We start from the raw sequence: 26936 nt of genomic DNA on the forward strand, positions 1-26936 counted from the left end.
AAGCAACGGAAGTCGACACGTCCACCCTTCACGAAAAGCGGTTAAGGCCTCGGCAAGCAGCTCTCGTCGGGATGTTCGCCAAGTTGCCACCGTTCAGCATTAGGAATAACTGCTTTAAGATGTCTGAGGATTTCGACAGCCTCGCTTCGGTGTGTGTCACGACGTTCCTCATCGACAGCAGCCAAGTCGAGTAGGCCACGAGCAACATCATATTCGGCACCAATCTGTCGGGCACTGTCAATCGACTTCTGAAACCAATACGACGATTTGTGCCGACGACCGGTCACACACAGCAATCGTCCCTTGACGCGAAACGCATGAGGGCGGAGGTTCGGAAACAGTCGTGCAAAGAACTGTGTCTTAAGTAAGAGTCGTCTTGCCCGTCGGATTTCGTTGTTCTTGCGTGGCTCTAACCAGTCGGGGCCGATCAAGCTTTCCATCAACCGTGGATAAGCATAAAGCATATACTCTAGATAGATAAAATTAGATTCAAACTCCTGTCGAGACAGCTCAAGCAAGTCCGTGGCGCCTGCATAATCCGAGGCTTGGAGTCGCACGAATCCATAGTGGTGTAACATAATTCCGCGTGACAGCGGCCTCTCTAATCCTCCGAGCGCCTCCGTTGATAGCCGCATATGTTCTTCGGCCTCCTGCACCAAACCCAGCCTGGCTTTCGCAACTGCGAAGCCATAGTGGGCCCAACAAATTGTATCCGGCTCTGAAACGGCCTCGCCAATTTGGCGTTCGATCTCAGCCATCTGAAGTTCTTTGTCGGAACGGCCCTGCACGTGGTAAACGTGGCGTAAGGTGTGAACGAGCGACATCCGAACCCATGTCTGCCCCTGTCGCTCCACCGTTTCCTGGATTTCATGGGCAGTTTGTTCGGACTGTGTAAGTTGCCCACGTATATAACGATGGCAACATTCATAGAACTGGGCTATCGTCTTTGCCCAAGGACTATCGGTTTGGTCGGCGAGTCGTTGTGCCCGCGAAAAGAAAAGCCGGGCCGGTAATGAAAGTCCGGAAACCGAGTTATTGAAACCGAGTTTAGCGAACCCCTCGCAGATCAATCCGGTGTCTCCACTTCGTAGCGAATAGAAACACATTCGTGCCGAGACATCCGCATATCTCAGGACATCTGTCAATAGATAAATCTGGCAGAGATGGTGAGCGACTTCAGTTGCTATTCTTGCACGATGACGGTCTTCGTCATTTCGATATGGACGTACTAACCAGTGGAAGAAGCAGAGCGTCAACAGCCAACCCATCTGCAATATGATCACAGGCAAACTTTTCGGCCGATGAAAACCAAGCTCCACGAAAGCCTGATCGAAGGAATCGATTGCAGCATCGAAGTCGCCTAAGCGATGAAGGGTTTCCCCAATGCCATCGCAAACCACTGCTCTTTCGATGCAGCCGTCAGCGAATTCTAAGGATTTCTCGTAGTACTTTTTCGCCTCCGGTAATCGTTCGGTGCGGCTGCACGCATCTCCCAGCCGTTCCCAAAGTCGATATTTCACTTGCGGCTCTGCGTCTTCAGGTAAAACCTGACGTGCCTTATCGAGATGATCATACGCCTTCTCCAACGCATAAGCCTCTATTGCGGCCTCTCCCGCTTGCAATTGGTAGGCAAACGCTCGGGGATCTTCGCCTTCGAAGAAGTGATAGGCTAAATCGTAGATCCGAGGATTTGTCGAGAGATCACGACCTCCCACAGTTTCGTCGGCTAACTGGTCCTCGGTCGCCCCGTTAGCCACGCCTTTTTCGATTTCCTCGCCCAAACGAATATGCCATTCTTTTCGTTTTGCGACATCGAGCTTGCGCAGTACCGATTCTCTGACACGATCGTGATAAGTGTCGACCAACTGATCCTCTGCCTCGTCACCCAACAACCGCACGAGTCGTTGCTTCCGCATTTGCGTGAAAGCTGCGATTTCAAGCCCGACGTACCCGCAGGCACCGACCGCTTCCTCTAATGTCAGGGCTTGCCCAGCCACCGATACGACCTCAAGTAGATTCGCAGCCTCGACCGAGAGTCGCTGGAGTCTCTGAGCGACAAGCTCGTGCATTGGAAACAGTTCAAAAGAACCAGTGCTCGCATCGAAATTTTCTAACAATTGTGAAAGTAAGTACGGATTGCCACCTGTCTCATCGGCAATTCGAGCGGCCTGCTGTCGCAGGCTGTCATCGTCGAGACCAGTATGAGCCCGTACCACCTTCAAACACTCTCCCTCCGAGAGTGGTTCCACCGTAATATGTTGGACAGGTACCCCGTTGTCCGGCGTGTTCTCGAGTCGAGTCCACTCTTGCAAAAAGGGGCTGCGTTCTGCCTCGTCACTCCGATAGGTCCCTAACAACAATAGTCGTGGTTCATTGGGAGCCCGCAGCACTTCGTGCAGCAACTGCGCTCCATCGGCGTCCCCCCATTGTAAGTCGTCGATAAAAAGGACCACCGGCGTGCGATCGGTGATCCGCAAAAACAACTCTCGCAGTGCCAAACCGGCTAACTTGCGGACTTGATGATCGTCTACATCCTTCAGTTGCGGCCGAGGTGCATTGGCTATGACACGCACTCGATTGAGGACGGGAAACAACTGCGCCAGCACCGCAACATCTCTAGGCATCAACATTGCCGCCGCTTCCGCGGGAAGACCTCGAAGGTAAGCTGTGAGAGCATCAATCAAATTATCAACGGCCTTGAAAGGCACGGACTCGCGATCATAACAACGACCGGTGAGCACTGTTACACTCGGATCTGCCCTTAGAGGTTTGAGGAATTGCTCGACGAGAGAGCTTTTACCCTCACCGCTACGACCACTCACAAAGACCACACCAGCTCTCTGCTCGTTTTGAACCGAGGACCAATTCTCAGAAAGAGCTTTTATCTGCTGATCTCGACCGACAAGCAATTCGTCTGTTCTGAAAGTCGGGGGCGTAGATGACAACTCCACGCCTGACTCACAGACATTCACATTGATCGAACTCGGTCGCAGCTCCGGGTCTCGACTAAGAAGGCTCATGCAGAGATTGACGAGATCCGGAGGTAGAGCCAGATCTTCGATTGGGGGCGGATCGATAGAAGTCTTTTCGCGGAGAACTTCGAGCACAGAACCGCGGTACGGAAGACGTCCGGTCAAGGCTTCATAGAGCATGACACCAACTGCATACCAATCACTAGCCGGAGTAACCGGCTGCTGAGCTGCTTGCTCAGGCGCCATATACAAAGGCGTCCCCATGATCGCCTCCGCAGAATGCACCGATGTTTGTTCCTCTTCGAAAACGAGTCCGAAATCAAGCAGTTTCACATGACCCGTTCCGGAGACCATTACATTGGACGGTTTGAGATCACGATGAATGACATGATGCGAATGCAATGCCAGTAACGCATCGCCTAGTTGTCGAAGTGCCTGACGCAAACGTGTCTCATCAAGTATTCCCCACGGGCGAACATAACTGAGGAAGTCACTCCCATTAACTAGCTCCATCGTCAGAAACCATTGAGGACCGTCGGCCTCAAGCGTATACAAGCTAATGAGATTCGGGTGGTCGAAGTCTGCGAGAGAGCGAAATTCACGCTTGAAATGATGGAGTGCTACTGCGTCGACGCGTGGGAGTGTCTTGAGGGCCACGTGGGTATCGTCGTGACTATGGACCGCCTCGTAGACCGTGCCCATTCCACCTCGACCGAGTTCGCGGATCAGTTGATAAGAACCAAGCCGACTAGGAACACGAAAGCTCAGATGCTCTTTGGCAAGGGGTTCTGCATCGTATGTCTGTCCCGAAGACGACACTTGCATACTCCACTCCGCGGACCGAGCGCCAGTTGGCGGATAGGCGTCGGTCTCAAGTCCGGCAATTGTCCCCTGAATCGTTGAGTTGCCGTTGTGAAAGACATCCTCCACAACAGTAACGAACTGGGGGAAACGTTGACGATATTCGTCGACAGCTGGCTCCTCTCCCTGCTCCTGCCGGAACCCCAACTCCAACTGGATCAGATTTCGAATCAAAATCTCTGCTGCGTCAGCAGGACAATAAACTAGGTAATTCTCAATTCGAGGCTGCATAGCAGTACGATATTGTTCCGCAAAGTCTTCGCAGAGCGCTTGCACACGGTCGAAAGTCACTGCGCTTCCCCAACGCTCTCGGACGCGTTGCTCTTCGGCAACAAGTTCCGGCGTGACTTGATCGTTCGTGAACAGTTTGCCGAGGTGGTCGATATAGTCCTGCAGAGTCGGCCGGGCCGGTAATCCGAGCACACACTCGTTCGGGGAATGTCCCCCGAACCGCCGCCACCGGTGTTCTAGATCAATCCGCACGAACTTGCCAACCGAGGCGTTATCATCCGACGCACTAACTTGCCGAAGATAGTCTGCCAAGTCCGGAACTTCATCACTTGATTTCCAAGCCTGCTCGAATTTCTTGCACAACCGCGTCTGACGAAAGCTTACTTGGTCCACTTTCAACTCTCCTCGGGTAGCGACTAGTCCTCTTTCACTATCATCCCAATGACTGAACCTAGAAGCCGCACGATCTAACAACCTGCCCAAAAACCAGACTGATATTGAGTCCACAGGGGTCACTCGCGAGTCTGAAGGCCAGCAATAGCAAGGCAACAAGGGTTCATAAAACAACATCTAGTAACTCAATCAGTGAAACACTGTAACCCGACTGGTAGTGCTTAGTAATCGGCTTTGTGTTCTTGTCTTGGCCATGTCGCAAATGACGGGATTAATCGAACTGCTCTGGTAATCTGACTGGCAGATATCTGAGGACTAGTACGTCGGTAACTTGTCGAGAATACTTAGAGATAGTGAGAACGCAGAAACGGCCCGATCAACATATCGCAAACCGCCCTCAATACCGATCAAAAAACAAAGACTTTTCGAGTTTTCTATGATTCTTCATAGTTGAAAGCCAACATCCAGTTTGAGACTCGACGACCGAGCGGCGAAACTCGGTTTTCCTACCCCTGCTCCTACCGAACAACACTTATCACTGAAGTCCACATTGCTATAGAGAGTTGTCTCCCCCACGTCACCAGGCACTCTGATCGTCCGGAAAATCAGCAACGGAACTCAACATGCATTCCTAACACGATGCTAGGAGACGCCCCCCATGGCACGGATAACTTCGCGGCTACAAATATGAAAACGTGCGGACACCTTCTTATTCAGATCAAGCAACTTATCTGAACCTAAGAATTCAGGTTGCAGATGAAAGCGATTGGAACTTGGTCACTGCCTATGATCTGATATCTCTGCGCGACTGTGATTCGCTAAGAATTCCGCTTTTGATAGGTTTGCGCGCGATGTGTCCGGTAGCCGACGCGTTTTGAGTTCTTCGTAAAAATTACAGAGCGGTTGAACAAGTCGCTCCCTACGGGCTTCCTAGTAACTTCGGGTCCTGTTGTCTCGACGATTTCCATGGAATCCCGGGTGGGCCGGACTTCTGTGCGATGGCGATCTCGTTCGTTGGATCGTCATCTTCGTCAAGACCGACTAGCTTGAATGCCGATCTTGCGGAGTAGAAACCTTCCGCTGACTCGCGTCTTCGGTTTCCGTAGGCATTAGCCTGTCCGGAATCATCCAACTTTGGAAACGACTTGCTCCTGTCAATGTTGGCTCAACTCGTCACCTTAATTTTGCCGGTCTTCGGCATGTTACTCTGCCCTTTTGCTTGCATGGGGACGGAGTCGGTGATGGAACGGAGTGCTGTCGTAGTGGCTGTTCCTTGTTGTGGTGGTCAAGTTGCGGTGTCGGATTGTCAAAATGAACTTCCGGCCAGCGGTGAATACCCAGACCATCCGCCTCACAAAGGGTGTCATCACGAGTGTGTCAAAAACGCACGAATCAATACGACCACTCGGACACTTCTGCTCAAACTTGACGCCGTTTTTCTGGCGGATGCTGGCGTACTAGCGGTTTCCGTCTCTCAGCCATTTGCGTCGATCACCACTCGTCCGCAAGGGCGGAACGCAACGCACCCGGAATTCACTTCGGGTCAGGCGATGTGTGTGACATTCGGATCGCTCTTGCTCTAATCGATTGTTACGTAGCCGATCGAGTCTGTTCCCGCAGATGTGCTTGCGGTGGAACGGACGATTCCAGACCGGCGTATCTCAGCATTGACGATGCCCCATCTCACCTGACTGGCATAAGTTTCGCTAGTCTGCGATGTCGGCCTGTTACGTAGGCCAGATCAATGCATGTTACGCAGCCAGAGTACCGATGTTTCTTGCAAGTACTCATAAAACTGTCATTGGCTCTCGTTGCCAATTTGGCATCTATCCGCCGAGAGTTTGCACGAATTACTCGACTTTGAAAGGATTATCCCCCATGGCAAGGATTGTCTCGCCCCACACTTGGACTCTTGCAGTGTTAAGTATCGCGTTCAGTGTTGGCTCAAGTGCTTACGCCGCCGGTCCCGGTCAGCACGCCGTTGCGGAGGCAGCTCAAAACAACCAGTTTGCGTTCATCATGTTCTATCGTGGCAACGATGCTGCCACAAAGAGCATGCATAGCACGTTGAAATCGACTTTAGAGAGTCGGGAAGACGCGGTGATCGTGCCTGTCAATATCGCCGATGCGGCTGAACAAACTCTGATCAAACGGTTTGATGCCACTCGCTTGCCGATGCCCTCGGTTGCGGTTCTTGCACCGAACGACGCCGTTTGCAGTGTGCTTCCTCAGCGTGTTAGTGCCGAACACCTTAACGCAATGTTTGTTACTCCGGCTCAGGCGACGTGTCTAAAGTCGTTGCAGGACAAGAAAATTACGATTCTGTGTGCCCAGCCGACGACATCGGCGGAAATTCCGGCGGGAGTCCGTGCGTTTCAGCAGGACCAACAATTCAAAGACCGAACGCAAGTTGTGACAGTTCAAGCCAACGACCCGAACGAAGCGAAGTTTTTGCGTCAACTTCGCGTTCCGACGGATCAGCCTTCGCCTGTTGTCGCATTCATGGCTCCTCCGGGAGTGATGATCGGCATCTTCGGCGAGAGCGTCACGCATCGTAAACTTGCGGAAAAGTTGGCCGCCGCGGGCCAATGTTGTGACGATAAAAACTGCAAGTACCACAAAAATACTGGCGCGAAGTAAAACCCGTCGTCATCGCTAGCGGTTGTTTAAAAGTCAAGATTAGGAGTCGATCCGAGTCGGCTCCCGACCTTGAATGGGTCAACACGTTAACTTTTACCCAAGGATGGGAAACGATGCGACTTCGCTCAATGGTTTGGAAAGAACTTTGGCAGCGTCCGACCCCGATGCTGACCAGCTTGATCGCCGTCGCCCTGGGTGTCACGGCCTTGGTGGCGATTCAGAACCTGACCGTCTTCTCCGAACGGAAAATTTCCGAGGATATGGCCTCTTTGGGGGCGAACGTGTTGGTTCTTCCGCCGAATGTTACGTTGGAGGACTATTACGCCGCCGACATGCATGGTCAAACGATGCCGGAAGAGTATGTCACCCGCTTGGCACTCGCTCGTATGCCGGGCGTTGAGAATCTGGCTCCGAAACTGTGCCTCGAGACGGATGTGGAAGACACGGCGGTGACGCTGACTGGTATCCTGCCCCGTAGCGAGTTTCAAGCGAAAGCCGCTTGGCAGGGCATTGGAATCATGCCCATGTCCGACGCGATCGGCACCGAACGGGGTTGTTGCCCGACGACCGTTGACACCGAAGTCGATGCGGCCCCGGAATCCTTGGCGACAATGCGAACCATTTCGCAACTCGACAAACGCGATGTCATTCTTGGCAGCGATGTGGCTACGAAACTCGGGAAGAAGGTCGGCGACAAAGTGACGATATCGGGGGACGATTTCCAAGTGCTTTCCGTGTTGCCGACGACCGGCACGATTGACGATTCCCGTCTGTTCGCTCATTTACACAGCGTTCAAGAATTGGCCGATAGCGGCCCGGTGGTGAATGTCATCGAGATTATGGCATGTTGTGAAGACGCCGCCGGGGATTTGATCGGCAACCTGTCGGCAGAACTGCCGGAGACACGGATTGTCACGATCGCCCAAGTTGTCGAAACACAAGTTGCCGTGAATCGTTTGATGTCGCGGCTTTCCTGGGTCTTCTTCTCGATTTTGTTGCTCGTTGGAGCTGCGAGCATTGCCAGCGTCATGTACGCCAACGTTACCGAACGTCGCAAAGAGATTGGCACGCTAATGGCGCTGGGTGCCAGCCGAGGGTTCGTCGTTCGCATGTTTCTCGGAAAGGCCATGCTCCTTGGACTGGTCGGTGGCCTGATGGGTTTCCTAGGCGGCACGATCCTAGCGGCCGTGTTGGGACCGCGACTATTGGGCATCACCGTTCAACCGTTGCCGGAGCTGCTCGCCATTGGAATGGCAGCCGCCACGCTCGTTGCACTTGCCGCGAGTTTTCTGCCGGCCCGACGAGCCGCTGGACTCGATCCCTGCTTGGTGTTCAACGATGCGTGAACATGCCCGCCCAAACCATTTGGCGGTCAACCCAGACATCCTGAAGGAGACAAAATGTATCAGCTTCAATCGGTGACTCATGCCTACCAACGTCGCGGACAAACCGTGACGGCTCTCGATGATGTAACCCTCGACATCCCGCAAAACGATTTCATCGCCGTGGTTGGCCCGAGTGGTAGCGGCAAAACGACGTTGTTATCGGTGTTGGGAGGCATGCTGGCTCCGACAGCGGGTCAGGTCGTGCTCGATCGGAAGTCGATCTACGAACTCTCGATTGCAGAACGAGCCGCCTTGCGACAGCAGACGATCGGTTTTGTGTTTCAGTCCTTCAATCTCATTCCCTGGTTAAGTGCCTGCGAGAACGTACAAATCCCACTGATGCTTTGCGGTCAATCGCCCGACAAGCAACGGCAGCGTGCGTTAGAGCTTCTGGATCGCGTGGGGTTATCCGACCGGACCGACCACCGTCCAGCGGAACTCAGCCAAGGACAACAACAACGAGTGGCCCTTGCCCGCACACTTGCCAATGATCCCCAAGTGATCTTGGCCGACGAACCCACCGGAAACCTCGATTCCGACACTCGGGTTCAAGTCATGGAATACCTCACCGAGTTCCACAACGACGGACGGACAATTGTCCTAGTCACTCACGACGCCCAAACCGCCGCATTCGCGAAACGAACCATTCGGCTCGTGGCCGGTGTCGTCGAAGAAACAACCAAGGCGGAAGCCGCTTAGGGGAGTGCCAAGTTTACGACAGTCGAAGAAATACCTCTGATTTTCGTTTAGAAACTTTTCATGCCGAGCCGCATTGGTGCCAACTTGTCGTGAGTTCGGTGGTGAAAAGGATACGCTTGTGAATCGTGTCGCAGGTGACCGACGGAATTTCACCTTGACATAATGCGGCTTCATTTTAACGATAGTATGTAGAATCTTTCGTCCCAATTGTCAGCTTGCCAATTATGTTTCGGTCCTGTTACCTAACTTCAGTATCCCTTTGGCTTGTTATGGCCATGGCTTTTACGGCCGTGATGCCGTTGCCGAGCGTTCAGGGAAGCGAAGCTGGGGAAACAGAGTGTCGGACCTGCTGCTGTGCTGAGAGTGCAGTCAGTTGCTGCTCACAAATGGCACAGGCTCCCAATTGTCGCTGCAAAGTTGGGAACGAATTTCCTGCCCCTTCCGAGCCCAAAGGTCAGAAGAACCTCGAACAATACAAGTTATCGAGGACTCTGGAGCGTTCGGCTGTACACGTTCCGGTTGCTGACGGCTCGGCGATCGCGGAATTGCAGGACACCTCTTGGCTCTCGTCTTGGCCCTCACTCAGTTGGCAAGCGATTCTCTGTTGCTGGCTGGCTTGATCTCGCCCAGGGAGTCGTACGCGCTCGGTTTGTTGACCGGACGTTCGACTGCCCCACTCGTCTTCCGTTTATCAAGTCGATCGACGTCTGACGCGCGAAATGCGTTTTGACCGAGTTGGACTTGTCAGCGAGATCCCTTTCATGCCGCCATGCGGGTGAGATATGGCCAGTTCATTCGAAAATCGCAGTCCGTCTGGAACAAGCGAATCGTCAACACCGCTTTCCACGTTGGCAACTCGTCGAGAGGCCCGACGTTGGTGGATCAAGCTTTTCTTACAACCGCTGCTCGTGTTGGTTGCCGGAGCGATGTTGCTCGCCGGGCTGAGTCTGGCCCAGAAAATGGGGTGGATTGCGGCAAGTGGCGGTGGTGTTGGTCACAATCATGCGGCGTCGGCGAGTGATGACGTCAATTACATTTGCCCGATGATGTGCACGCCGCCGCAGTCCGAACCAGGACGATGCCCGGTTTGCGGCATGGAACTTGTGCCCGCAGCGGCGGGAAGTTCCTCAGGTCCGTCGACATCCATCGTGATCGATCCGGTTGCTCGTCGGGTGGCGAACATTCAAACGGTCGCGGCGCAGTCCGTTCCCATGACTCGTACCATTCGAGCGGTCGGCGAACTCAGTTACGACGAAGGTCGGCTGAAGACGATCTCCGCTTACGTCGATGGCCGACTCGATCGGTTATACGCTGATTACACGGGTGTCGTGGTCAACAAGGACGATCAACTGGCACTCGTGTATTCGCCTCGCTTGTATTCCGGCCAAGTGGAATTGCTGTTGGCGAAGAGAGCGAGACAAGAGCAGCGGGCAATTTCTTCATCCCGCTTCCAGTTGACCGACGACAGCCTCTACGAAACCGCACGACAACGATTGATCGAACTCGGAATGACTACCGAGCAAATCAATCAACTCGAAGAAAAAGGCGAAGCCAATAGTCGGATGCATCTTTATGCTCCGATTGGTGGAACGGTCATTGAGAAGTTTGCTGTCGAAGGTCAATACGTCAAAGAAGGAGAGCCAATTTATCGGCTGGCTGACTTGTCTTCTGTCTGGTTGATGTTGGAACTGTTCCCCGAAGATGCGGCGTTGGTGCGGTATGGTCAACAAGTCGATGCAGTCGTGCAATCGCTGCCGCATCGCACTTTTACCGGGCGGGTTGCGTTTGTCGACCCGAACGTCGATCCCAAAACGCGTACCGTTGGTGTCCGGGTGGTCATTGACAACGCAAATGGCCTGCTGCGTGTCGGGGACTTTGCCAAGGCGACAATCGAAGCCCCCATGGGCAGCACCGATGGCAAGCCCGCGCCAATTTACGACCCCGTGTTGGCGGACAAGTGGATCAGTCCTCGGCATCCGCATGTGGTGTCTTCGTCGGCGGGAGACTGTCCGATTTGCGGAATGAAGCTCGTTCCAGCGTCCCAATTGGGTTTCACCGATGCACCACCAAACGGCACACACGCCATCGTCGTGCCCCGAAGTGCCGTGTTGATGGCTGGCCAAAACAGTGTGGTCTATGTGGAAACCGAACCGGGGCGATTCGAGATTCGAAGAGTAAAGTTAGGGCCGACCTCCGGCGAAAAGATTGCGATCGTCAGCGGACTCCAGGAAGGCGATCAAGTTGCAACGCGGGGCAACTTCCTAATTGACTCTCAAATGCAACTGGCTGGAAATCCCTCCTTGATCGATCCCACGAAAGCCGCCAAGGCCAAACCATCTTTATTGGATGATCCCCCCTCGGAGACCGTCATCGCGGCGTTGAAGAAACTCACACCGAAGGATCGCCAATCCGCCCAAGACCAACAGATTTGTCCGATCACCGAGATGAAACTTGGGTCGATGGGAACGCCGCAAAAAGTCGATGTCGACGGCCAAACGGTTTGGATATGTTGTGCGGCTTGTCGCCAGTCGTTGCTTGACGAACCGCAAAAGCATTTGGAGAAGCTGTCAGCCCCACCAAGTCCGAAGGAGGATTCCGAAGACGATTTTCCCGCTGCCCCGCCAATCGAGGCGATCGAAATGCTCGAACCGGAGCCGATCAAAAGTCGTGCGACCGAAGGCCTCGAGGAGGTGACGCAGTGATTCATCGACTCCTCGATTTCTGCATTCGCGAGCGGTTAGTCATTGTCCTTTTAGCCGTGGGATTGGTGGTTTACGGGTGGCACTCCACCCAAACGGTGCCCGTCGACGCCATTCCGAATGTCGGTGAAAACCAAGTGATCGTGCTCACCGAATGGATGGGACGGTCACCGAAAGACATGGAAGATCAGGTGACCTATCCGCTCTCCATCGCGTTGCAAGCTGTGCCGGGGTCGAAAAGTGTGCGTGGCAAAAGCATGTTCGGCTTCAGCTTCGTGCAGGTGACGTTCGACGACGATGTCGACTTTTACTGGGCACGCTCACGGGTGGCAGAGCAGTTGACAACGGTTGCCGGTTCACTGCCGGAAGGGGTCACACCGACGCTTGCTCCCGACGCGACCGCGCTCGGTCAAATTTTCTACTACGTGCTAAAACCGCCGCCGGGCATGGACTTGGCGGAACTGCGATCGAAACAAGACTTTTTCATCAAGTACGCGCTTCAATCCGTAAACGGCGTGGCCGAAGTGGCTTCGATCGGCGGCTATATTCGGCAGTATCAAGTGGAGATCGATCCCGACCAGCTTCGGTATCACAACATTCCCCTCAGCACGGTCATTGCGGCAGTAAAGGCGTCCAATATCGACGTCGGAGCCAAGACGGTCGAAAGCGGCGGAATGGAATATATTGTCCGTGGCAAAGGCTTTATCGGAGCCGGCAAAACTGAAGCGGAGACGATCGAACAGATTCGGCAAACTGTTGTGCAAACACATGATGGTGTGCCGATCCGCGTTCAAGACGTGGCCCAAGTACAAACCGGCCCCGCGTTCCGAAGGGGAGCATTGGACCACAACGGTACCGAAGCCGTCGGCGGAGTCGTCGTGATGCGGTACGGAGAAAACCCGCGAGATGTCATCGAACGCGTCAAAGCCAAGATTGCGGCGTTAGAGTCTGAATTGGCTGGCATCGAGATCCACGGCATCTATGATCGCACGACATTAATCAATGAAACCGTCGCCACTCTTACCGATGCCCTGTTCCATGAAACACTAATCACCATCGCTGTGATGGTCCTGTTCCTACTGCATGTCCGTGCCAGTTTGGTGATTGCCATTACCCTGCCGATGGCCGTGTTGATGTCGTTTATCGCGATGAACGTGTTCGGCGTGGATGCGAACATCATGTCACTGGCCGGGATTGCGATCGCTATCGGCACGATGGTCGATATGGGCATCATCGTGCTAGAAAACGTCTATGGCAGCCTCGCCGAATGGGAAGCGGCAGGGTCCCCTGGAGGTAGCGAACGACGACTTACAATCATTCGGGAGTCGGCTGCGGAAGTCGTTCCCGCCGTGATGACAGCCGTAACGACGACGATTGTTAGTTTCCTCCCGGTGTTCTTTCTGACCGGGCGCGATCACCGTCTATTTGCCCCGTTGGCCTGGACCAAAACTTTCGCTTTGGCATCAAGTTTGATCGTGGCGGTCGTCGTCGTGCCGATGCTTTGCCGAGTATTTTTGAAGTCTACAAAACGCCGCGTCAGTTCCGGTTTGATTGGCGGTACCGGGTTTGCTGTGTTGAGTGCAGGGCTCTGTTATTTCGTTTGGGGACAACATCTGACTCAATGGATTCCACTTCGCCTGCCAGTCACGACGGCTATCGGGGGACTAGTGGGTTTCGCCGTCGGATGGTGGATGAGTCGTGAACGCATTCTGCCGATGGAAACCAACCCCGTGAGTCGTTTTGTGCTATGGCTGTATGCCGGTCGTCTGCGACTCGCGTTGCGGCGAAAAGTGTTGATGCTCTCGATTCCGGGATTCATTCTCGTTCTCGGACTCGGGGCATGGATCGGCCTGCCAACGGTTCTGCAACCGGTCGAAAAAGTCGCCAATATCTTCGGGGCTGACCTCAATAACGTTCCTGGCTACGTCGATTTCAAACACACCTTCACCGGGTTGGCATCCGACGATTGGATTGCCCTTGATGAAGGCAGCTGGTTCTACATGCCGAGTTTGTATCCGGCGGCAAGTTTCTCCGAAGCAATGCAGGTTCTGCAAACGCAAGACGCGATGATCAAAGAGATTCCCGAAGTGCAGGATGTGCTCGGTAAAATTGGCCGTGTAGAGTCGGCACTCGACCCGGCCCCGGCAGCCATGATCGAAACCTATGTGATGCTCAAACCGCGTGAAGAATGGCGAAAGGGCATGACGGCCCGAAAAATCTGGGATGAAATTAACGCAGTCGCAACGCTCCCCGGCGTGACTCCGGCCTCACCGTTACAGCCGATCGAAGGGCGTGTAGTGATGTTGCAGGCGGGTATCAAAGCCTCGATGGCCATTCGAGTCTATGGAGATGACCTGCAAGGCCTCGCGGATGCATCGCTCGCAGTCGCCGATCACCTGAAAACGTTGCCGCACGTCAATGCGGGAACCGTCAATCCGGATATCGTGATGGGAAAACCGTACTACGAGTTCGAGGTCGATCGACAAGAAGCCGCTCGCTACGGCATGACGACCATGATGGTCAATGAAATCGTCGCAGCTGGGCTGGGCGGGTTGGATGTGACCACCACAGTCGAGGGCCGCGAACGTTATCCGATTCAAATCCGTTACGAACGCAGCGTTCGGGAAAAAGTCGACGATCTGGGGAAAGTATCGGTCGTCACACATGCGGGCGAAGTCGTCCCGCTTGATCGGCTTGCAACGATGACAACCACATGGGGACCGGGAGCCATCAACAGTGAAGACGCCCGACTGGTCGCGCATGTGGCGTTTTCTCCGTCGGGTATCGCAGGGGATCTGGAAACTGTCGACGCGGTAATCAACTCCCTGCGATCCGCTCGCGAAGCCGGAAAGCTATCGTTTCCGCAAGGCAACTTCGAATTACAGGCCGTCGGATCGTTTCAAAACCAGATCGAAGCCAATCAACGACTGATGTGGATCGTGCCGACTGTAATTTTGATCAATCTTCTATTGCACTACCTTCACTTCCGCAACTTGCCGATTTCACTTGTCGTCTTCTCTGGCATTCCAGTAGCTGCGGCAGGCGGGATGATCGCCGTCGCGGTGATGGGCGTCGAAATGAATACGGCTATGTGGGTCGGCTTCATTGCCTTGTTCGGACTTGCAGCCGACGATGGCATCGTGATGGCGACCTATATGAAAGAGACACTTAGCCGCCGCACTATTCGGACAGTTGATGACATTCGCAATGCCATTTATGAGGCGGGCCTCAAACGCATTCGGCCCTGTACGATGACCACCGTAACGACATTAGTCGCTTTGCTACCGGTTTTGACATCGGTAGGTCGTGGTTCGGATGTCGCCCGAGCGATGGCGTTACCGGTTTTCGGTGGCATGCTGATCGAACCTTTCACCACCTTCATTGTTCCCACACTGTATAGTGCGTATGTGGAATTCAAAATGCGAGCCGGTTTGCAGGACGAATACTGGAGCAAAGCCAGCTCGATTGAACAGTCTCACCCAAATCAAACACTAGCGGTCCCCCAGAACTAAGTTCACAACACGAAGACACCGAGGAAAATACTCCTCGTCATTTCCTGACATTACAGCGGGTAATGTCCGATTGAGAGCCTGTCCAAGAAAAAGGAGTTGGACAATGAAGAATGCATGGATGACCTTGCTATTCACACTTCTGGCGGTCAGCAGTGCTACCGCGTTGACTCAAGGATCCGAAACGGAACAAGAGCAGGCACGTCGCGACCGACTACATGCTGCCGTGCAAAAGATTTGCCCGGTTTCCGGTCAAACGTTAGGAGCTCACGGCGACCCGATTAAAGTCAAAATCGGAAAAGAAGAGGTATTTCTGTGTTGCCGGGAATGTGCCAAGAAACAGGTCGACCGCAAACACTGGGGCACGATTCACGCGAACTTTGCAAAGGCACAAGGCATTTGCCCGATCATGAAAAAAGAGTTACCTAAGAAGCCGAAGTACACTGTCGTCGAGGGCCAAATTGTTTACGTCTGCTGTCCCCCGTGCACCAAGAAAATCGAAGCCGACTCCAGAACCTACACGAAGAAAGTTGACGATCTCTATCTGGCATCATTGAAAGATAAAACAAGTCGTCGTTAAACCCGAATACAACGAGCACTAACAGTCTACAACGTTGGTTGGAGTTCCTATCGTTCCCAAGTCAATTGAGACTATCATTAGCGATGAGCCAAACATAAAACTTGTATGGCTCATCGCTAATGACATGAAGACTTTGAGATCCCAGGCGTCCCCTTGAAACAAAACCCACTAGAGAAAGCAAAACTAGCCTGATTGCTCTTCTCCTTGAGCAAACGAATTACGATGAAATCTCCGGCGTTCCTTGAATAGGATGTTTAGCATGGTATGGAAAAACTTAGTCCTCATGATTTTAGGGTCGGCAATGGTGAGCGACGCGGTTCAGGCCGCTGAGCCAATAACATTTCAGCACACTCAAAAGCGTGATGCTGAGATGTTTCAGCAGCCCCAAGTTGCTGTAGCCGGTTCGGAGAAAACTTATGTAGCATTTGGCGGAGGGAAAAGCATCTTCTGTGCGACGTCTCGCGATGGTGGAAAAACCTTTGCCCCGCCGATTCGGGTCGCAACTCTGTCGTCGTTGATGCTTGGCAGTCGTCGCGGCCCGCGAATTGCGGCGTCAGGTAACAACGCTGTAATCGTCGCCATCGGTGACGGTGGAAACTTGCACGCTTGGCGATCAGCCGATGCTGGTCAAAATTGGCAAGGGCCGACAATCGTTAATGACATTCCGCAAGCCGCACGCGAAGGCTTGCACGCCTTGGCCGCCGGACCGGAAGGCGAATTGTATTGCGTATGGCTGGACCTGAGGAATGACAGTCCCGAGGTCTATGGTTCTCGGTCTAGCGACGGCGGCCAGACATGGAGCAACAACCAACGAATCTACCATTCGCCGGATGGGAATGTCTGCGAATGTTGTCATCCGAGCGTGACTTTCGATTCCGAAGGCACACTCTATGTCATGTGGAGGAATTGGCTGGACGGTCGCCGTGATATGTACTTAAGTGCCTCGAAAGATGGTGGGCGAACCTTCTCACCTGCCAAGCAGCTTGGCCGGGGGAATTGGAGAATCGATCATTGTCCGATGGACGGAGGAGCCGTCGCGGTTGGTCGGCCGGGTCAGATTGCAACCATTTGGCGAAGAGAAAATTCGATTCTCGCAACTTTGCCAGAGAAACCGAATGAAGTGCATTTGGGACAGGGAGAACAGCCCTGGACTGCTGCAAACACAAAAGGAATTTGGACAACCTGGATTTCCCATGATGGTGGCGAGTTGGTTCTGCAACGTCTTGATCAGCGACGTTCTGAAGTCGTTGCTCGCAACGCCAATGATCCGGTCTTGGCCGCCTCGCTCAACGGCGAAGGACCTATTGTGTTGGCTTGGGAAGAAGGACCACGCAAAGATCGCCGAATCCGTGTGCAGGTCGTGTCGAGCAACTAACCGATTGATCGGCAGACACACGGAAGAATTCGCCGCCACCTGTCATACAATGTCGGGCATTAGCCGAAGTGCTAGGAACGTACTCGATGAACTATGCTTGGCTTTGCGGTTCGACGACGTTTTCCCAATCATGGGCCATGTAATGACAGAAGGATTGAGTTAGACCGTTCCACTCAGTGCGTAACTCTCGGTACCTTTTCCAGCTGTCTTCGTAGTCTGTCGTTGTTTCAACGCCCGCTTGTTGCAAAGCTTGAATTGCGGCATCGAAATGTTGTTTCCACTCGTGATGTTCTTCATCATCGGTTGCCGTGTCGTTTCGCCATGCCGAGGGAAGAAAAGTCTGCGACAGATTTCCCAGCATATGTAGCCCGCTTTGCCAAGTCCCTTCCACCGCTGCCGAATTGACTAACGCCCTTGATTTGTCCGCATCCAAAGCCGTCCGCACTATTGTGACCGCATCGAGACTCAAAAACAGGACACGAGCCATCGCGTAGGCCGGAGATGGTAAGTAAAAGTAATGCACAATCGGATAAAGGTGATGGGATTCATAGAGATCATTTAGGTTGGCGTTGATATCTGCAAAACTTCGCTGGGTCACATCGTTAGAACCTTGCATCATTCGGGACATCAGCATGACCGTGTCACCACCACTCGCTTGATGATGCAACGTTAATGCGAATCGATTGCGACGCGCCAAAGCACTATAGACCGACATGAAGTACGTCAGTGACAATGTCAACACACTAAAGCCTAGTCCCGCCTGACCGACAATGAGTAACCGCATGGCACTCGTCTTTGGAACTAAATCTCCTGTGCCCAATGTCGTCAGACTGTAACCCGCGAAGTATAAAGCTGCACTAAAACCTTGAGGTGTTGGCTCATTGCTGCTTGATTGAATTCCTGTCCCGAGTTCCGGCCATACGATCAAAGCGAACCCCACGAGTAACAAACTGCTCCAAGCAAGCATATCTAAGACAAGCAGCAGCGGTCCGGCATGGGGAAGGACCGATCGGCGAAGAGAATTCGAACCGTTTGCAAACCACCGCAGTATACGCCAGCACCAGGAATGTAGTCCTGGGCTGATGAGACCGACGCCGCCTCTTGCGAACAGCACTGTCATGTAGATATCGAGCACTGCAGCAACGACACAGAGGATACCTAACGCACGTATCAGCCAATCGGTGGTTGTCATGTCGTCGAAGTGCTCAAAAGGCGTGAGAAGAAACTAGTGATGCCTGGAAGTAAGCCGTCGAGCTACGGACGTGCCCTTGGGCCGATAATGTTCCACGATCTGAACGACTTCCTCCAAGCTTCGTGCTCCTACAATTGTGGCATAGCGAACTCCTAGCGGGCAGGTCACGGCCAGATGTGATTGAAATTGCACGATCCGGCAGGTCGTTCCACCACATTCGGCTAACAAAGCTGGTCGATCCCCAAACCAAATCGGCTGATCTGCTTCATGTTCAAAAAGTGCTAAGCGGTGTTGATCTGCATTGATATAAATCGCTTGAAGACATTTGCAGCAAGGCATATTCAACAAGTAGGCGGTATCGAATTCGTAACCTGGTGGTGGGCCGATAGCGGCAAGTGGACGGTATGGTAAACGCCGAGTTGCTTGGGAGATTGAAACTGGTTCCCCTTGATAGTGATGAACCAGAACGTGCTGCGCTTCCTGAGGCTGTTGAGAGAACAGTGTTAGATAACTGTCGAAATTCACCGCTAGATGCGGTCCGTGATCATGGGCTTCCTCGTCTTGAGTAGACCAGACAAAGGTGATCACCAAGATCAACAGTCCAGCAGCCGCGACTAGCATCCGTCGCCAATTCTTAGCGTTTTTGAGAGGAGCCAGTCGTTTTAGAGTCGTCCGGGAGTCCTGATGGACAAGTTGATCTTCGATGGTAGACCACGCCGGTGGATTCTCGGGGTCGGACAATGACTTCGCTAATTCTGAGAGCGATTGAAATCCCCGATACTTTTCTCCACACACAGAGCATTGCTGCACATGCTGTCCGACCTGCTCAGCAGTCTCTGTCGGCAATTCGCCATCGTGATAAGCAGAGAGCAACTCCCGAGCCTTTTCACAGTTCATGTTAGGGCTCCCATCCGAGTTCGATGAGATTGGTTTTTAACTGCGTCCGTGCTCGGTTGAGGCGTGAGGCCACCGTGCCTTCCGGAATTTCGAGCGTCTCTGCTAGTTCGGCATAGCTTAGTTTTTCAACTTCCTTGAGGAGGAAGATCGTGCGCAACTCTGGCTCTAGCCGACCCAACGCTTGTTCCAATAGTTCATGCTGCTCTCGACGAGCCATCTCGTTTGCGGATGAATCCTCCGGATCATGCATAAGTCGTCCATGAACCACTCGTTTCTGACGACGAAGATGTTGCAAGCATTCGTTGATCGCCAAACGATATAACCAAGTGCGAAATTGCGAACGCCCAGCGAATTGGTCTAATTTTTGAAAGACCATTAAAAAGACTTGTTGAGTCAAGTCCCCTCCGTCCTGAGCACCGACCATCCGATTTGTCAAACGGAAGACCGGCTGCCGGTAAAGTTCGTAGAGGTATTGCCGAGCAGTCGCGTCACCTTCTTGACACGCTTTCAGTAACTCGGCCGCCGGTTCCTGCCGGTTGGTCGAGTGTGGTTTCTCTGAAGATTGGATGCCGCGAGAGGGCGAATTCTTCACGTCGTTCATGGTTCTGCGGAAAAGATTAACAGAATTTTTGGAATTTCGCGAAGGACTCGGCTCGACCGTGCATCCAATGGATAGGAGGAATGATGTTTCGTTGGTTGTTGATACTCGTTTTGCTGATCGTGAATACGCCGCAACTCTGTTGCGGTGGATGCTCGCAATCCGGATTCGCAACGGTGAGTTCACGATCCTCAGCCGCTGGCCACGTATGTCCTTTCTGCGGCGATTCTAAGAAATCCAGTGACTCGTCGATCCCACGGCCGTGTCAATGTCACCAGTGGGACAGTAGCCAACTCTTCTCCGATGCCAACGAAGGGGAAGGTTTCTCGGTCCTGGGCAGTGCGCACATGGCTGCCACCGCGAGCGACAGTGAGCGTCTGCCACCGACTGTTGCGATCGATTGGCATTCCGACAGAACGGTCGACCGGCCGCCGATCCGTTTACTGCTCCAGCGATTCTTGCTGTAACGGCGTTCTGCAGATTGCTTTGGCTCGCAGGAATTGTCGCGAGCGTTCTTTCCAATTTTGCGAATCCGTTGGGTGAGTATTTGCGCGGATTCCGTCCACTCTGGTTTTAGGAACATCCTCATGCTGCATTTGTCGATTCTGCCCGCTGCTGTCATCCTTTCCGCGTTGCTTTTTGCCGTGACTGGGTGTGGATCATCGCCTCAGAATTCTGAACCTGCAAACTCTCAATCCGCTGCCGACGATCATGATCATGATGACGATCGGTCGGAGGCGATCGCGGCGAACTTGGCCCAACTGTCACCGGAAGACCAAGAGTCGGCAAAGGCTCAGAAGATTTGTCCGGTCACAGACGAACCACTTGGTTCGATGGGCACCCCGATCAAAGTCGAAGTCAAAGACAAGACCGTCTGGGTTTGCTGCAAGGGTTGCGTGCAATCAGTCCAGGAAAACCCTGACAAGTATCTCGCCAAGGTAGAGAAGTCATAGGACTTGGACGAACAACCGCCGAACAGCCGTTGGTGTATCGGCGGTTTCTTCTGGAACCTCAAGGCTTGGACCGATTCTCGCCATGCGTGTATTGTTGCTCGACAAAAACACGAACTTCCGCCAGCAAATACTTGATCGTCTCACACACGATGGCCACCACGCTCTGGAAGCGACGACATTCGATGCAGCCTTAAAGACTGTCAAGGAGGACTGCATCGATGTGGTCGTCATTGATATTGCAGTACTTGAGATGGGTGGTGTGGAATGGCTGTCTCAAATCAAGGATAAGTCACCCGAGTCGGAAGTCCTCGTTTTCACCGAGGCCAGCCACATCGACACTGCCGTGATTGCTGTTCAACAGGGAGCGTTCGACTACCTATTAAAGCCGTGCTCTTACGAAGCGTTTGTAACCACGCTCGCGAAGGCTGCGGAACATGGCCGACTACACCGGGACAACATTCGTTTGCGAGCCGCCTTGAAGCGAAATGTTCAAGGTCCGGAAATCATCGGCCAATCACCAGGTATTCAGCAATTACGGGAATTGATTGACAAAGTCGGTCCGACGGAGAGTTCTGTTCTGGTGGTCGGTGAGAGCGGCACTGGCAAAGAACTCGTGACGCGGGCACTACACCGGCTCAGTCCTCGATCCAACAGCCCCCTCGTGACAATCAACTGTGCTGCTCTACAAGAAACGTTGCTTGAGAGCGAACTTTTCGGCCACGAATGTGGTGCGTTTACCGAAGCCACCGAAGCCAAACTGGGGTTATTGGAAGTCGCAGACGGCGGCACGTTGTTCCTTGACGAACTTGGGGAACTCCCGCTGCCCTTGCAGTCCAAGTTGCTACGGGTGCTGGAAGATGGCACGATGCGACGGGTCGGTTCGAATCGGGAAACACAAGTCAATGTTCGGATTGTCGCGGCCACGAACAAGAACCTACAGCAAGAAGTGCATGCAGGACGGTTCCGCAACGACCTTTACTATCGGATCAACGTGTTAAGCATCGTGATCCCGCCGTTACGAGAACGGCGAGCAGATATTCCGTTGTTGACCGATGAATTCCTTGCCCGTTCGGGAAGACATACGTGGCGTATAACGGAGGAAGCTCAGGAAGCACTGTCGCAATATAATTGGCCGGGCAATGTCCGTGAGTTAGCCAATCTGATCGAACAAGTCACGACACTTTGCGATGGGCCGGAAATTGCTCTCGATAGTCTTCCGGCCCCGTTCGGCCACGCGGGACATTCCCGATTTTCAAACCGACTGGAAGCGTTTTCCATGCCTGATAACCTCGCCGAACTTGAACGCCTACACGTCGCGGCAGTGTTAGCTCGTGAAGGAGGAAGCAAAGTCCGCGCAGCGAAAGCGTTGGGTATTAGCCGTCGTAGTCTTTATCGGCTGATCGAGAAATACAAACTCAACGTCACCGATTAACCAGCAGATTCCGAATTCACTCAGAGTCTTGATAGTCCGCTGGGAACAGTTCGGCATCAGTGGGAAGCGAGAAGATGAGTTCTTGCTCGCTCTTGTCATCAGACTTTTCGTCTTGAGGTTTCGTCCGCGACTTCGGCTGCTCGGATTTTTCCTCGCCTTCCAATGCCGGTGGTGGAGCGGTAGGAACAGACGTGGTTTCTGGACAAAACGTGTCGGGCAGCGTGGCCAATTGGCAACCGATCACGCGTTCCAACGAAGCGAGTGTCTGTCCAAGTTGGGCCCGCAAACGCACGAGTTGAATTTCGAACCGCAGCAACTCGTTCCAGTTGTCGACGATCTGCAGAAAGTCGACTTTCCCCACCCGATAATCGGCGACCGAAACTTGCAATGTCTGTTCGGCTCTTGGAATGATGTTTTTGGTGTACAGCTCGATTTGCTGTTGATAGGCATCAGCTTGAGCAATCAGCCGCCGAATCTGACGGAAAGTTTCGTCGCGTTCGGCATCGTATTGTCGAGCATCGGTCAACACCCGAGCCTCCGCCTCTCGCACGCCGGCTCGCAACTTGTCTCGCCAAATCGGAAGATTGAACCCGACCGTTACGAGAAAGTTGTCGTTGCCATTGGCATTGCTGGCCACCGCATCGTCGGTCGTGACCGCTTGCCAACCGAGACCCACGTTGAAATCGGGGTAATATTGAAGCCGAGCCAATTCGCGTTTTCGTTGATCGCGGATGATCGCATGCAAACGTTCTTGGAGTTCTGGTCGACACCGAACGGCAGCTTCATACAACGCATCGATTGTTGCCGGCACATCGGTGAGCACCACCTCATCCTCCGCCCGCGGTTTGACTTCGGGCGAAGTATGCAGAAGTTCCGCCATATCAGCCTGCGAGACACGCAGCATCCGACGCAACTGGATCAATTGGTCTGCGACCCGATCGAGCTCCAATTGCGCGCGAAGGATATCCTGTTGACTGCCGCCAGTGCGATAGCGAGCTTCAGCGAACTGTAGCAAGTCTTCCAAGAGTTCCCGGCTGGATTCGGTGATCTCGATCACCTGCTGATTGGCGTACAAATCGTAATAAGTCAATTTGACTTGTTCCGCTACACGAAGCTGAGTCTGGGCGACTTGCGTTAGTGCGATCTGAGTTTCCTGCTCTTCGACTTCCCCACGCACCCGCAACTTGCTGAGCCAAGGGAACTTCTGCGAAAGCGTCAGTGTACTGGGCAATCGTCCGCCTGCGGTTTGCAGCGAATGATCGTCAAGCGGATAAAACTGCTCACTGACCATGGGATCGTCGAGCGCGGTGACCTGCGGAATTCGTTCGGCTTGAGCCGTCACGCGGTGATTCGCCGCCAGCAGTTCGGGGTTCCGTTCCAGTGCGGAAATCACGTAGAACTCAATGGGATGTTCACCGGTGAATGTTTCCTCAATCGCCAGGGCGGCCGTTTCTTCGACATCAGGATCGCAGGCTGCGATTGCCGCATTCTGGGCTATCTGAGCGTACTCGGTCTGCAGGGCTGGCTGAGAAACGCACCCTGCGGTCACAGCCAACAAAAGCCCTCCTCCCCCGTAGCGTTGGATCAAATTTCGCGGCATACTACACTCCTCGATCCACGCCTTAACCCATCTCGGTCTTCCGAAAAAACGCTCTTTGTCAAATCCATCGGATAAAGCGATTGTAGGGCTTGAACGGTTCCCGGGCAGCCAATCGACTTGCGTACAAATTGATGCGCAAAGCCGTTACCCCTTGCCAGATTAGGGCTTAATCGTATGCCTCGTGTGCGGTTCTGACCCAATTTCAATAACAACCAACGGCGAGAAGACACGAGAACAAAAACTGGCAGCGTTGAAACAGCACCCGCACAAACTTCCAGATACTCAAAAATCCGTCAGAAAGTTACGCTGCTGTGCGGTTTTCAACAGTCCGCGATTGGATTCTCCTGTCCTGCCGGTTCGAAGATTTCTTCAGTGCAGTGAATCGAAGAAAAACAAGAATATCGCGAAGAAATTTGCATTCGCAATCATCGAATCTGCCGGCGGAGCCAGTGGTTCGAGCCAGACGTGACGGGTGGAACTCAAATGCAGCCCAGCAAACAGCAGGATTAAGACGTTTGAATGCAGAGGTTGGTTCTTTGTTCAGGACCCGGAACTTAGCCACACCACGAACTCGATTGTCGATCGCATCGTAGGGAAAAGTCGAGGCAGATTTGAAGATGACTTGGCAACAGCAATCGGCAATCAAGCGATGGTTCTGGAAACGCCGTACTTTGGCCGATCGTGTCCGCATCGCCTATTGGCGAGTTCGCCAGGATGGAATCGGGGCATTTCGATCCGGATTACTTGGTCCGCCGTTTGGTCGGCGAAATCTACCTGCACCGCGGCTTCTCGATGATCCACGGTTGGAGTTTCTCAAGAACACGCCCCCCATCCTGCAAACGTCACGATTACAACTGACTCCCTTGGAAGTCTCTGATCTTGACCAACTCATTGACCTATTTCCTCCCGATTCCCCTACCAATACCGCGAAGCCTCGCTACTGGACAACCGAGTCCATTCTAACTCGTGAACTGTTGACCGCTTTTCAAACCTGGACCGTTCGCCTTGGAACAAGCAGTGAGTGCATCGGTCATTGTGGCTTGACAGAACTCACGATCGATGGCGTCGACGAACTTGAAATCGGCTATCGGATCGGTGAACAGTATCAGGGTCGTGGGTATGCAACTGAAGCTGCAAGTGCTGTTCGCAAACTATTGTTTGATCACGGAGTAGACCATGTAATTTCAGCCATCGCTTCCGACAACACAGCCTCGCAACGTGTTGCTCAGAAAAATGGTATGCGATGGGAAAAGCAATCTCTCTGCCTTGGAAAGCCAGTTGAAATCTACGGTATCACACGTAGCGATTTCGAAGCCCCCCAACCAAATGTGCCTGACAATCACGCTTCAGAAAAGGCTGAACGAAACGACGAAATACAACCTGAAGCCTAAAATACCGAAGCATCCAATGGGACTAGAACAACGCTTTGATTCAAGCGACACGACACTTCAACCGATCGGTCGCGAGGAACGCCGAAGTTAGTCGACGTTGCAGTAACGCTGTGCAGGTTCGATGAGTGTGTGAAATCAAGCGTACTAATATAGTTCTAGTCGGACTAGCTTACTCAACGATGCATCAAAGATAATCTGATTGCGAGGGAAGTCTCAATGAAACAGCTCTTTGCTAACTAACCTGTCGATCGTTGTTTTGCGGGTTTAAAAATTGATGAGTCTTGCTTCATCTCATAAAGACTCGATTCAAAACTCAAGAACCCGGAATCCTAGCTTCGAAGATAATGCTTCAGAGACCGAACTGTGCCTCCAATGCGGGATTGGATGAGACGACGGCTCGCTCGCCATTGGGCTTGGTAAACCTTTTGCTGCCATGCATTGGCCGTGACTCGCCCGCGACCACAGGGGATGCCTCCAGTCGCGAAACGTTGTTTGAATCCTTCCTCGCCGACTCCAAAATCGAACTCCGCGAAACCTTCATCTCGAGCATGCTCAATCAGGTGCAACAGCATCAAAAGGCCTGGTGAGTACTTACTTAGTTCAAAATTGTAAGAAGGAAACCACCAGTGCCAGACTGTTGTCGATCGCAACCCTAAATGCGCCGCCACGAGTTGGTCACCGGCGTAAAGAGCTGACAGGCGACCGGCGAATTGTGAAGTTTCGACCTGTTGCAAGTCGGCGAGAAAATCTCTTGACCATGGGTCTTTCAGAAGATCGGCGAAGCCTGTTCGTTGACAATGAAACCGCTTCCACTCAATGAGTTGGTGGAGAACCGCCGGATCGTCCACATGCGACTCAAATCGTACCGGACCTACTTCACGTGATAGCTTCCGTAGCTTTCGGTCTTCTTTCTTGAGTGCCCCGACGGTTCTTAGATCAATGGCCGGTGAGTCGCTCTGCTCAACGCATGAGGACTGAAATGTGAATTGTTCTGTCGGTACATATCGGAACTCAAAGGATTTCAATCCCCACGCACGGATGAGCTTCGGAAGATCGACTTGCAGGTCGGCCATAGAGATCATTCCATGGTAGTCCGAAAGGTCGATGGCCGTTGCCCGCGATGCCCCGACTTTCTTAAACGGGAGAATTGCAATTGGCGACTTCTCCTCGTTGAAGAGGATGCCTACGTAGATGTCGCTTCGCACTCGTGCGGCGGCCTGGGTGAACTCAGGACAAAAGAAGGGATTGCGAAGCGTCGAATTCTCTGTTCGGAACTGATGCCAACTAGCCAACATTGCAGGTGTTAGCTCGGCCGCTGAAATTACTAACGTGTCCATCGAATCCCCCGTTGTATGGCTTGCATGTGTCGATTGCGGATTGGTCAGGATTGTTCGCAAGGCACCGACTTCGACTCGTGGCGCTTCTGCCCGAACAATAGAAGAATCTGGAAAGCTTGACAGGACGAAGCTGATCGATTCCAAACTCACCGCAGAATTCGAATCGACTGGCTCTGCCGTAACGAAGCCATA

General features: G+C 53.1%; 18 protein-coding genes. 12 read left to right on the forward strand and 6 right to left on the reverse strand.

Annotated elements, in window-relative coordinates; all coding sequences use genetic code 11:
• Positions 1-41: 41 nt before the first annotated feature.
• Positions 42-4457, reverse strand: coding sequence for a protein kinase domain-containing protein (locus AC5DDB_RS21210; protein WP_491741771.1), 4416 nt, complete (start codon positions 4455-4457; stop codon positions 42-44).
• Between the two features lie 1241 nt (positions 4458-5698).
• Here AC5DDB_RS21210 and AC5DDB_RS21215 point away from each other — a divergent pair.
• The 8 genes from AC5DDB_RS21215 (at position 5699) to AC5DDB_RS21250 (ending at position 17344) form a co-directional block, all read left to right on the forward strand.
• Positions 5699-6040, forward strand: a complete 342-nt coding sequence (locus AC5DDB_RS21215) for a hypothetical protein (protein ID WP_491741772.1) — start codon at positions 5699-5701, stop codon at positions 6038-6040.
• A 295-nt stretch (positions 6041-6335) separates the two neighbouring features.
• Entirely contained in the window at positions 6336-7097 is a 762-nt protein-coding gene (locus AC5DDB_RS21220) for a hypothetical protein (protein WP_491741773.1), read from the forward strand.
• Positions 7098-7210: 113 nt separating this feature from the next.
• Positions 7211-8443 carry an ABC transporter permease gene (locus AC5DDB_RS21225; RefSeq protein WP_491741774.1) on the forward strand — a complete coding sequence of 411 codons (1233 nt, stop codon included), beginning with the start codon at positions 7211-7213 and terminating at the stop codon, positions 8441-8443.
• Positions 8444-8497: 54 nt separating this feature from the next.
• Positions 8498-9181 (forward strand): ABC transporter ATP-binding protein, encoded by a 684-nt coding sequence (locus AC5DDB_RS21230; RefSeq protein WP_491741775.1) that lies wholly within the window; start codon positions 8498-8500, stop codon positions 9179-9181.
• A gap of 782 nt (positions 9182-9963) precedes the next feature.
• Positions 9964-11883, forward strand: coding sequence for a heavy metal-binding domain-containing protein (locus tag AC5DDB_RS21235; protein WP_491741776.1), 1920 nt, complete (start codon positions 9964-9966; stop codon positions 11881-11883).
• A complete protein-coding gene (locus tag AC5DDB_RS21240; protein ID WP_491741777.1) occupies positions 11880-15392 on the forward strand; it encodes an efflux RND transporter permease subunit in 3513 nt (1170 codons plus the stop codon). The genes AC5DDB_RS21235 and AC5DDB_RS21240 overlap by 4 nt, the downstream gene beginning before the upstream one ends.
• A gap of 103 nt (positions 15393-15495) precedes the next feature.
• Complete coding sequence (locus tag AC5DDB_RS21245; RefSeq protein ID WP_491741778.1) at positions 15496-15969, forward strand: hypothetical protein; 474 nt, start codon at positions 15496-15498, stop codon at positions 15967-15969.
• Between the two features lie 259 nt (positions 15970-16228).
• Positions 16229-17344, forward strand: a complete 1116-nt coding sequence (locus AC5DDB_RS21250; protein WP_491741779.1) for a sialidase family protein — start codon at positions 16229-16231, stop codon at positions 17342-17344.
• Positions 17345-17435: 91 nt separating this feature from the next.
• Here the strand turns inward: AC5DDB_RS21250 and AC5DDB_RS21255 are convergent, their stop codons facing one another.
• Genes AC5DDB_RS21255 through AC5DDB_RS21265 form a run of 3 tightly spaced genes read right to left on the reverse strand, consistent with a single transcriptional unit; the run spans position 17436 to position 20025 of the window.
• Entirely contained in the window at positions 17436-18536 is a 1101-nt protein-coding gene (locus AC5DDB_RS21255) for a potassium channel family protein (protein ID WP_491741780.1), read from the reverse strand.
• Positions 18537-18569: 33 nt separating this feature from the next.
• Positions 18570-19433: an anti-sigma factor family protein gene (locus AC5DDB_RS21260; RefSeq protein WP_491741781.1), complete on the reverse strand. Its 864-nt coding sequence runs from the start codon at positions 19431-19433 to the stop codon at positions 18570-18572.
• 1 nt (position 19434) lies between these two features.
• The gene (locus AC5DDB_RS21265) at positions 19435-20025 is read right to left on the reverse strand and encodes an RNA polymerase sigma factor (RefSeq protein WP_491741782.1); all 591 of its coding nucleotides are present in this window, start codon (positions 20023-20025) and stop codon (positions 19435-19437) included.
• A gap of 89 nt (positions 20026-20114) precedes the next feature.
• Between AC5DDB_RS21265 and AC5DDB_RS21270 the strand changes: the two genes are divergently transcribed.
• From AC5DDB_RS21270 to AC5DDB_RS21280, 3 genes are all read left to right on the forward strand, one after another.
• On the forward strand, positions 20115-20498 hold the full coding sequence (locus AC5DDB_RS21270; RefSeq protein ID WP_491741783.1) for a hypothetical protein: 384 nt from the start codon (positions 20115-20117) through the stop codon (positions 20496-20498).
• 120 nt (positions 20499-20618) lie between these two features.
• The gene (locus AC5DDB_RS21275; RefSeq protein WP_491741784.1) at positions 20619-20984 is read left to right on the forward strand and encodes a hypothetical protein; all 366 of its coding nucleotides are present in this window, start codon (positions 20619-20621) and stop codon (positions 20982-20984) included.
• Positions 20985-21066: 82 nt separating this feature from the next.
• Positions 21067-22416 (forward strand): sigma-54-dependent transcriptional regulator, encoded by a 1350-nt coding sequence (locus AC5DDB_RS21280; protein ID WP_491741785.1) that lies wholly within the window; start codon positions 21067-21069, stop codon positions 22414-22416.
• Between the two features lie 16 nt (positions 22417-22432).
• Here the strand turns inward: AC5DDB_RS21280 and AC5DDB_RS21285 are convergent, their stop codons facing one another.
• Positions 22433-24016: a TolC family protein gene (locus tag AC5DDB_RS21285; protein ID WP_491741786.1), complete on the reverse strand. Its 1584-nt coding sequence runs from the start codon at positions 24014-24016 to the stop codon at positions 22433-22435.
• Positions 24017-24633: 617 nt separating this feature from the next.
• Between AC5DDB_RS21285 and AC5DDB_RS21290 the strand changes: the two genes are divergently transcribed.
• Positions 24634-25407, forward strand: coding sequence for a GNAT family N-acetyltransferase (locus AC5DDB_RS21290; RefSeq protein WP_491741787.1), 774 nt, complete (start codon positions 24634-24636; stop codon positions 25405-25407).
• Positions 25408-25736: 329 nt separating this feature from the next.
• Here AC5DDB_RS21290 and AC5DDB_RS21295 read toward each other — a convergent pair whose 3' ends face one another.
• A complete protein-coding gene (locus tag AC5DDB_RS21295; RefSeq protein WP_491741788.1) occupies positions 25737-26744 on the reverse strand; it encodes a GNAT family N-acetyltransferase in 1008 nt (335 codons plus the stop codon).
• Positions 26745-26936 lie beyond the last annotated feature (192 nt).

It is taken from the genome of Thalassoroseus sp., assembly GCF_984380535.1.

Excerpts from the sequence above, each read along its gene's own strand:
- AC5DDB_RS21235 (WP_491741776.1), top strand. The coding sequence starts at position 9,964 with ATGGCCAGTTCATTCGAAAATCGCAGTCCGTCTGGAACAAGCGAATCG.
- AC5DDB_RS21215 (WP_491741772.1), top strand. The coding sequence starts at position 5,699 with ATGGAACGGAGTGCTGTCGTAGTGGCTGTTCCTTGTTGTGGTGGTCAA.
- AC5DDB_RS21295 (WP_491741788.1), bottom strand. The coding sequence starts at position 26,744 with ATGGACACGTTAGTAATTTCAGCGGCCGAGCTAACACCTGCAATGTTG.
- AC5DDB_RS21260 (WP_491741781.1), bottom strand. The coding sequence starts at position 19,433 with ATGAACTGTGAAAAGGCTCGGGAGTTGCTCTCTGCTTATCACGATGGC.
- AC5DDB_RS21220 (WP_491741773.1), top strand. The coding sequence starts at position 6,336 with ATGGCAAGGATTGTCTCGCCCCACACTTGGACTCTTGCAGTGTTAAGT.
- AC5DDB_RS21275 (WP_491741784.1), top strand. The coding sequence starts at position 20,619 with ATGCTGCATTTGTCGATTCTGCCCGCTGCTGTCATCCTTTCCGCGTTG.
- AC5DDB_RS21280 (WP_491741785.1), top strand. The coding sequence starts at position 21,067 with ATGCGTGTATTGTTGCTCGACAAAAACACGAACTTCCGCCAGCAAATA.
- AC5DDB_RS21290 (WP_491741787.1), top strand. The coding sequence starts at position 24,634 with ATGACTTGGCAACAGCAATCGGCAATCAAGCGATGGTTCTGGAAACGC.
- AC5DDB_RS21285 (WP_491741786.1), bottom strand. The coding sequence starts at position 24,016 with ATGCCGCGAAATTTGATCCAACGCTACGGGGGAGGAGGGCTTTTGTTG.
- AC5DDB_RS21250 (WP_491741779.1), top strand. The coding sequence starts at position 16,229 with ATGGTATGGAAAAACTTAGTCCTCATGATTTTAGGGTCGGCAATGGTG.
- AC5DDB_RS21255 (WP_491741780.1), bottom strand. The coding sequence starts at position 18,536 with ATGACAACCACCGATTGGCTGATACGTGCGTTAGGTATCCTCTGTGTC.
- AC5DDB_RS21245 (WP_491741778.1), top strand. The coding sequence starts at position 15,496 with ATGAAGAATGCATGGATGACCTTGCTATTCACACTTCTGGCGGTCAGC.
- AC5DDB_RS21230 (WP_491741775.1), top strand. The coding sequence starts at position 8,498 with ATGTATCAGCTTCAATCGGTGACTCATGCCTACCAACGTCGCGGACAA.
- AC5DDB_RS21270 (WP_491741783.1), top strand. The coding sequence starts at position 20,115 with ATGATGTTTCGTTGGTTGTTGATACTCGTTTTGCTGATCGTGAATACG.
- AC5DDB_RS21225 (WP_491741774.1), top strand. The coding sequence starts at position 7,211 with ATGCGACTTCGCTCAATGGTTTGGAAAGAACTTTGGCAGCGTCCGACC.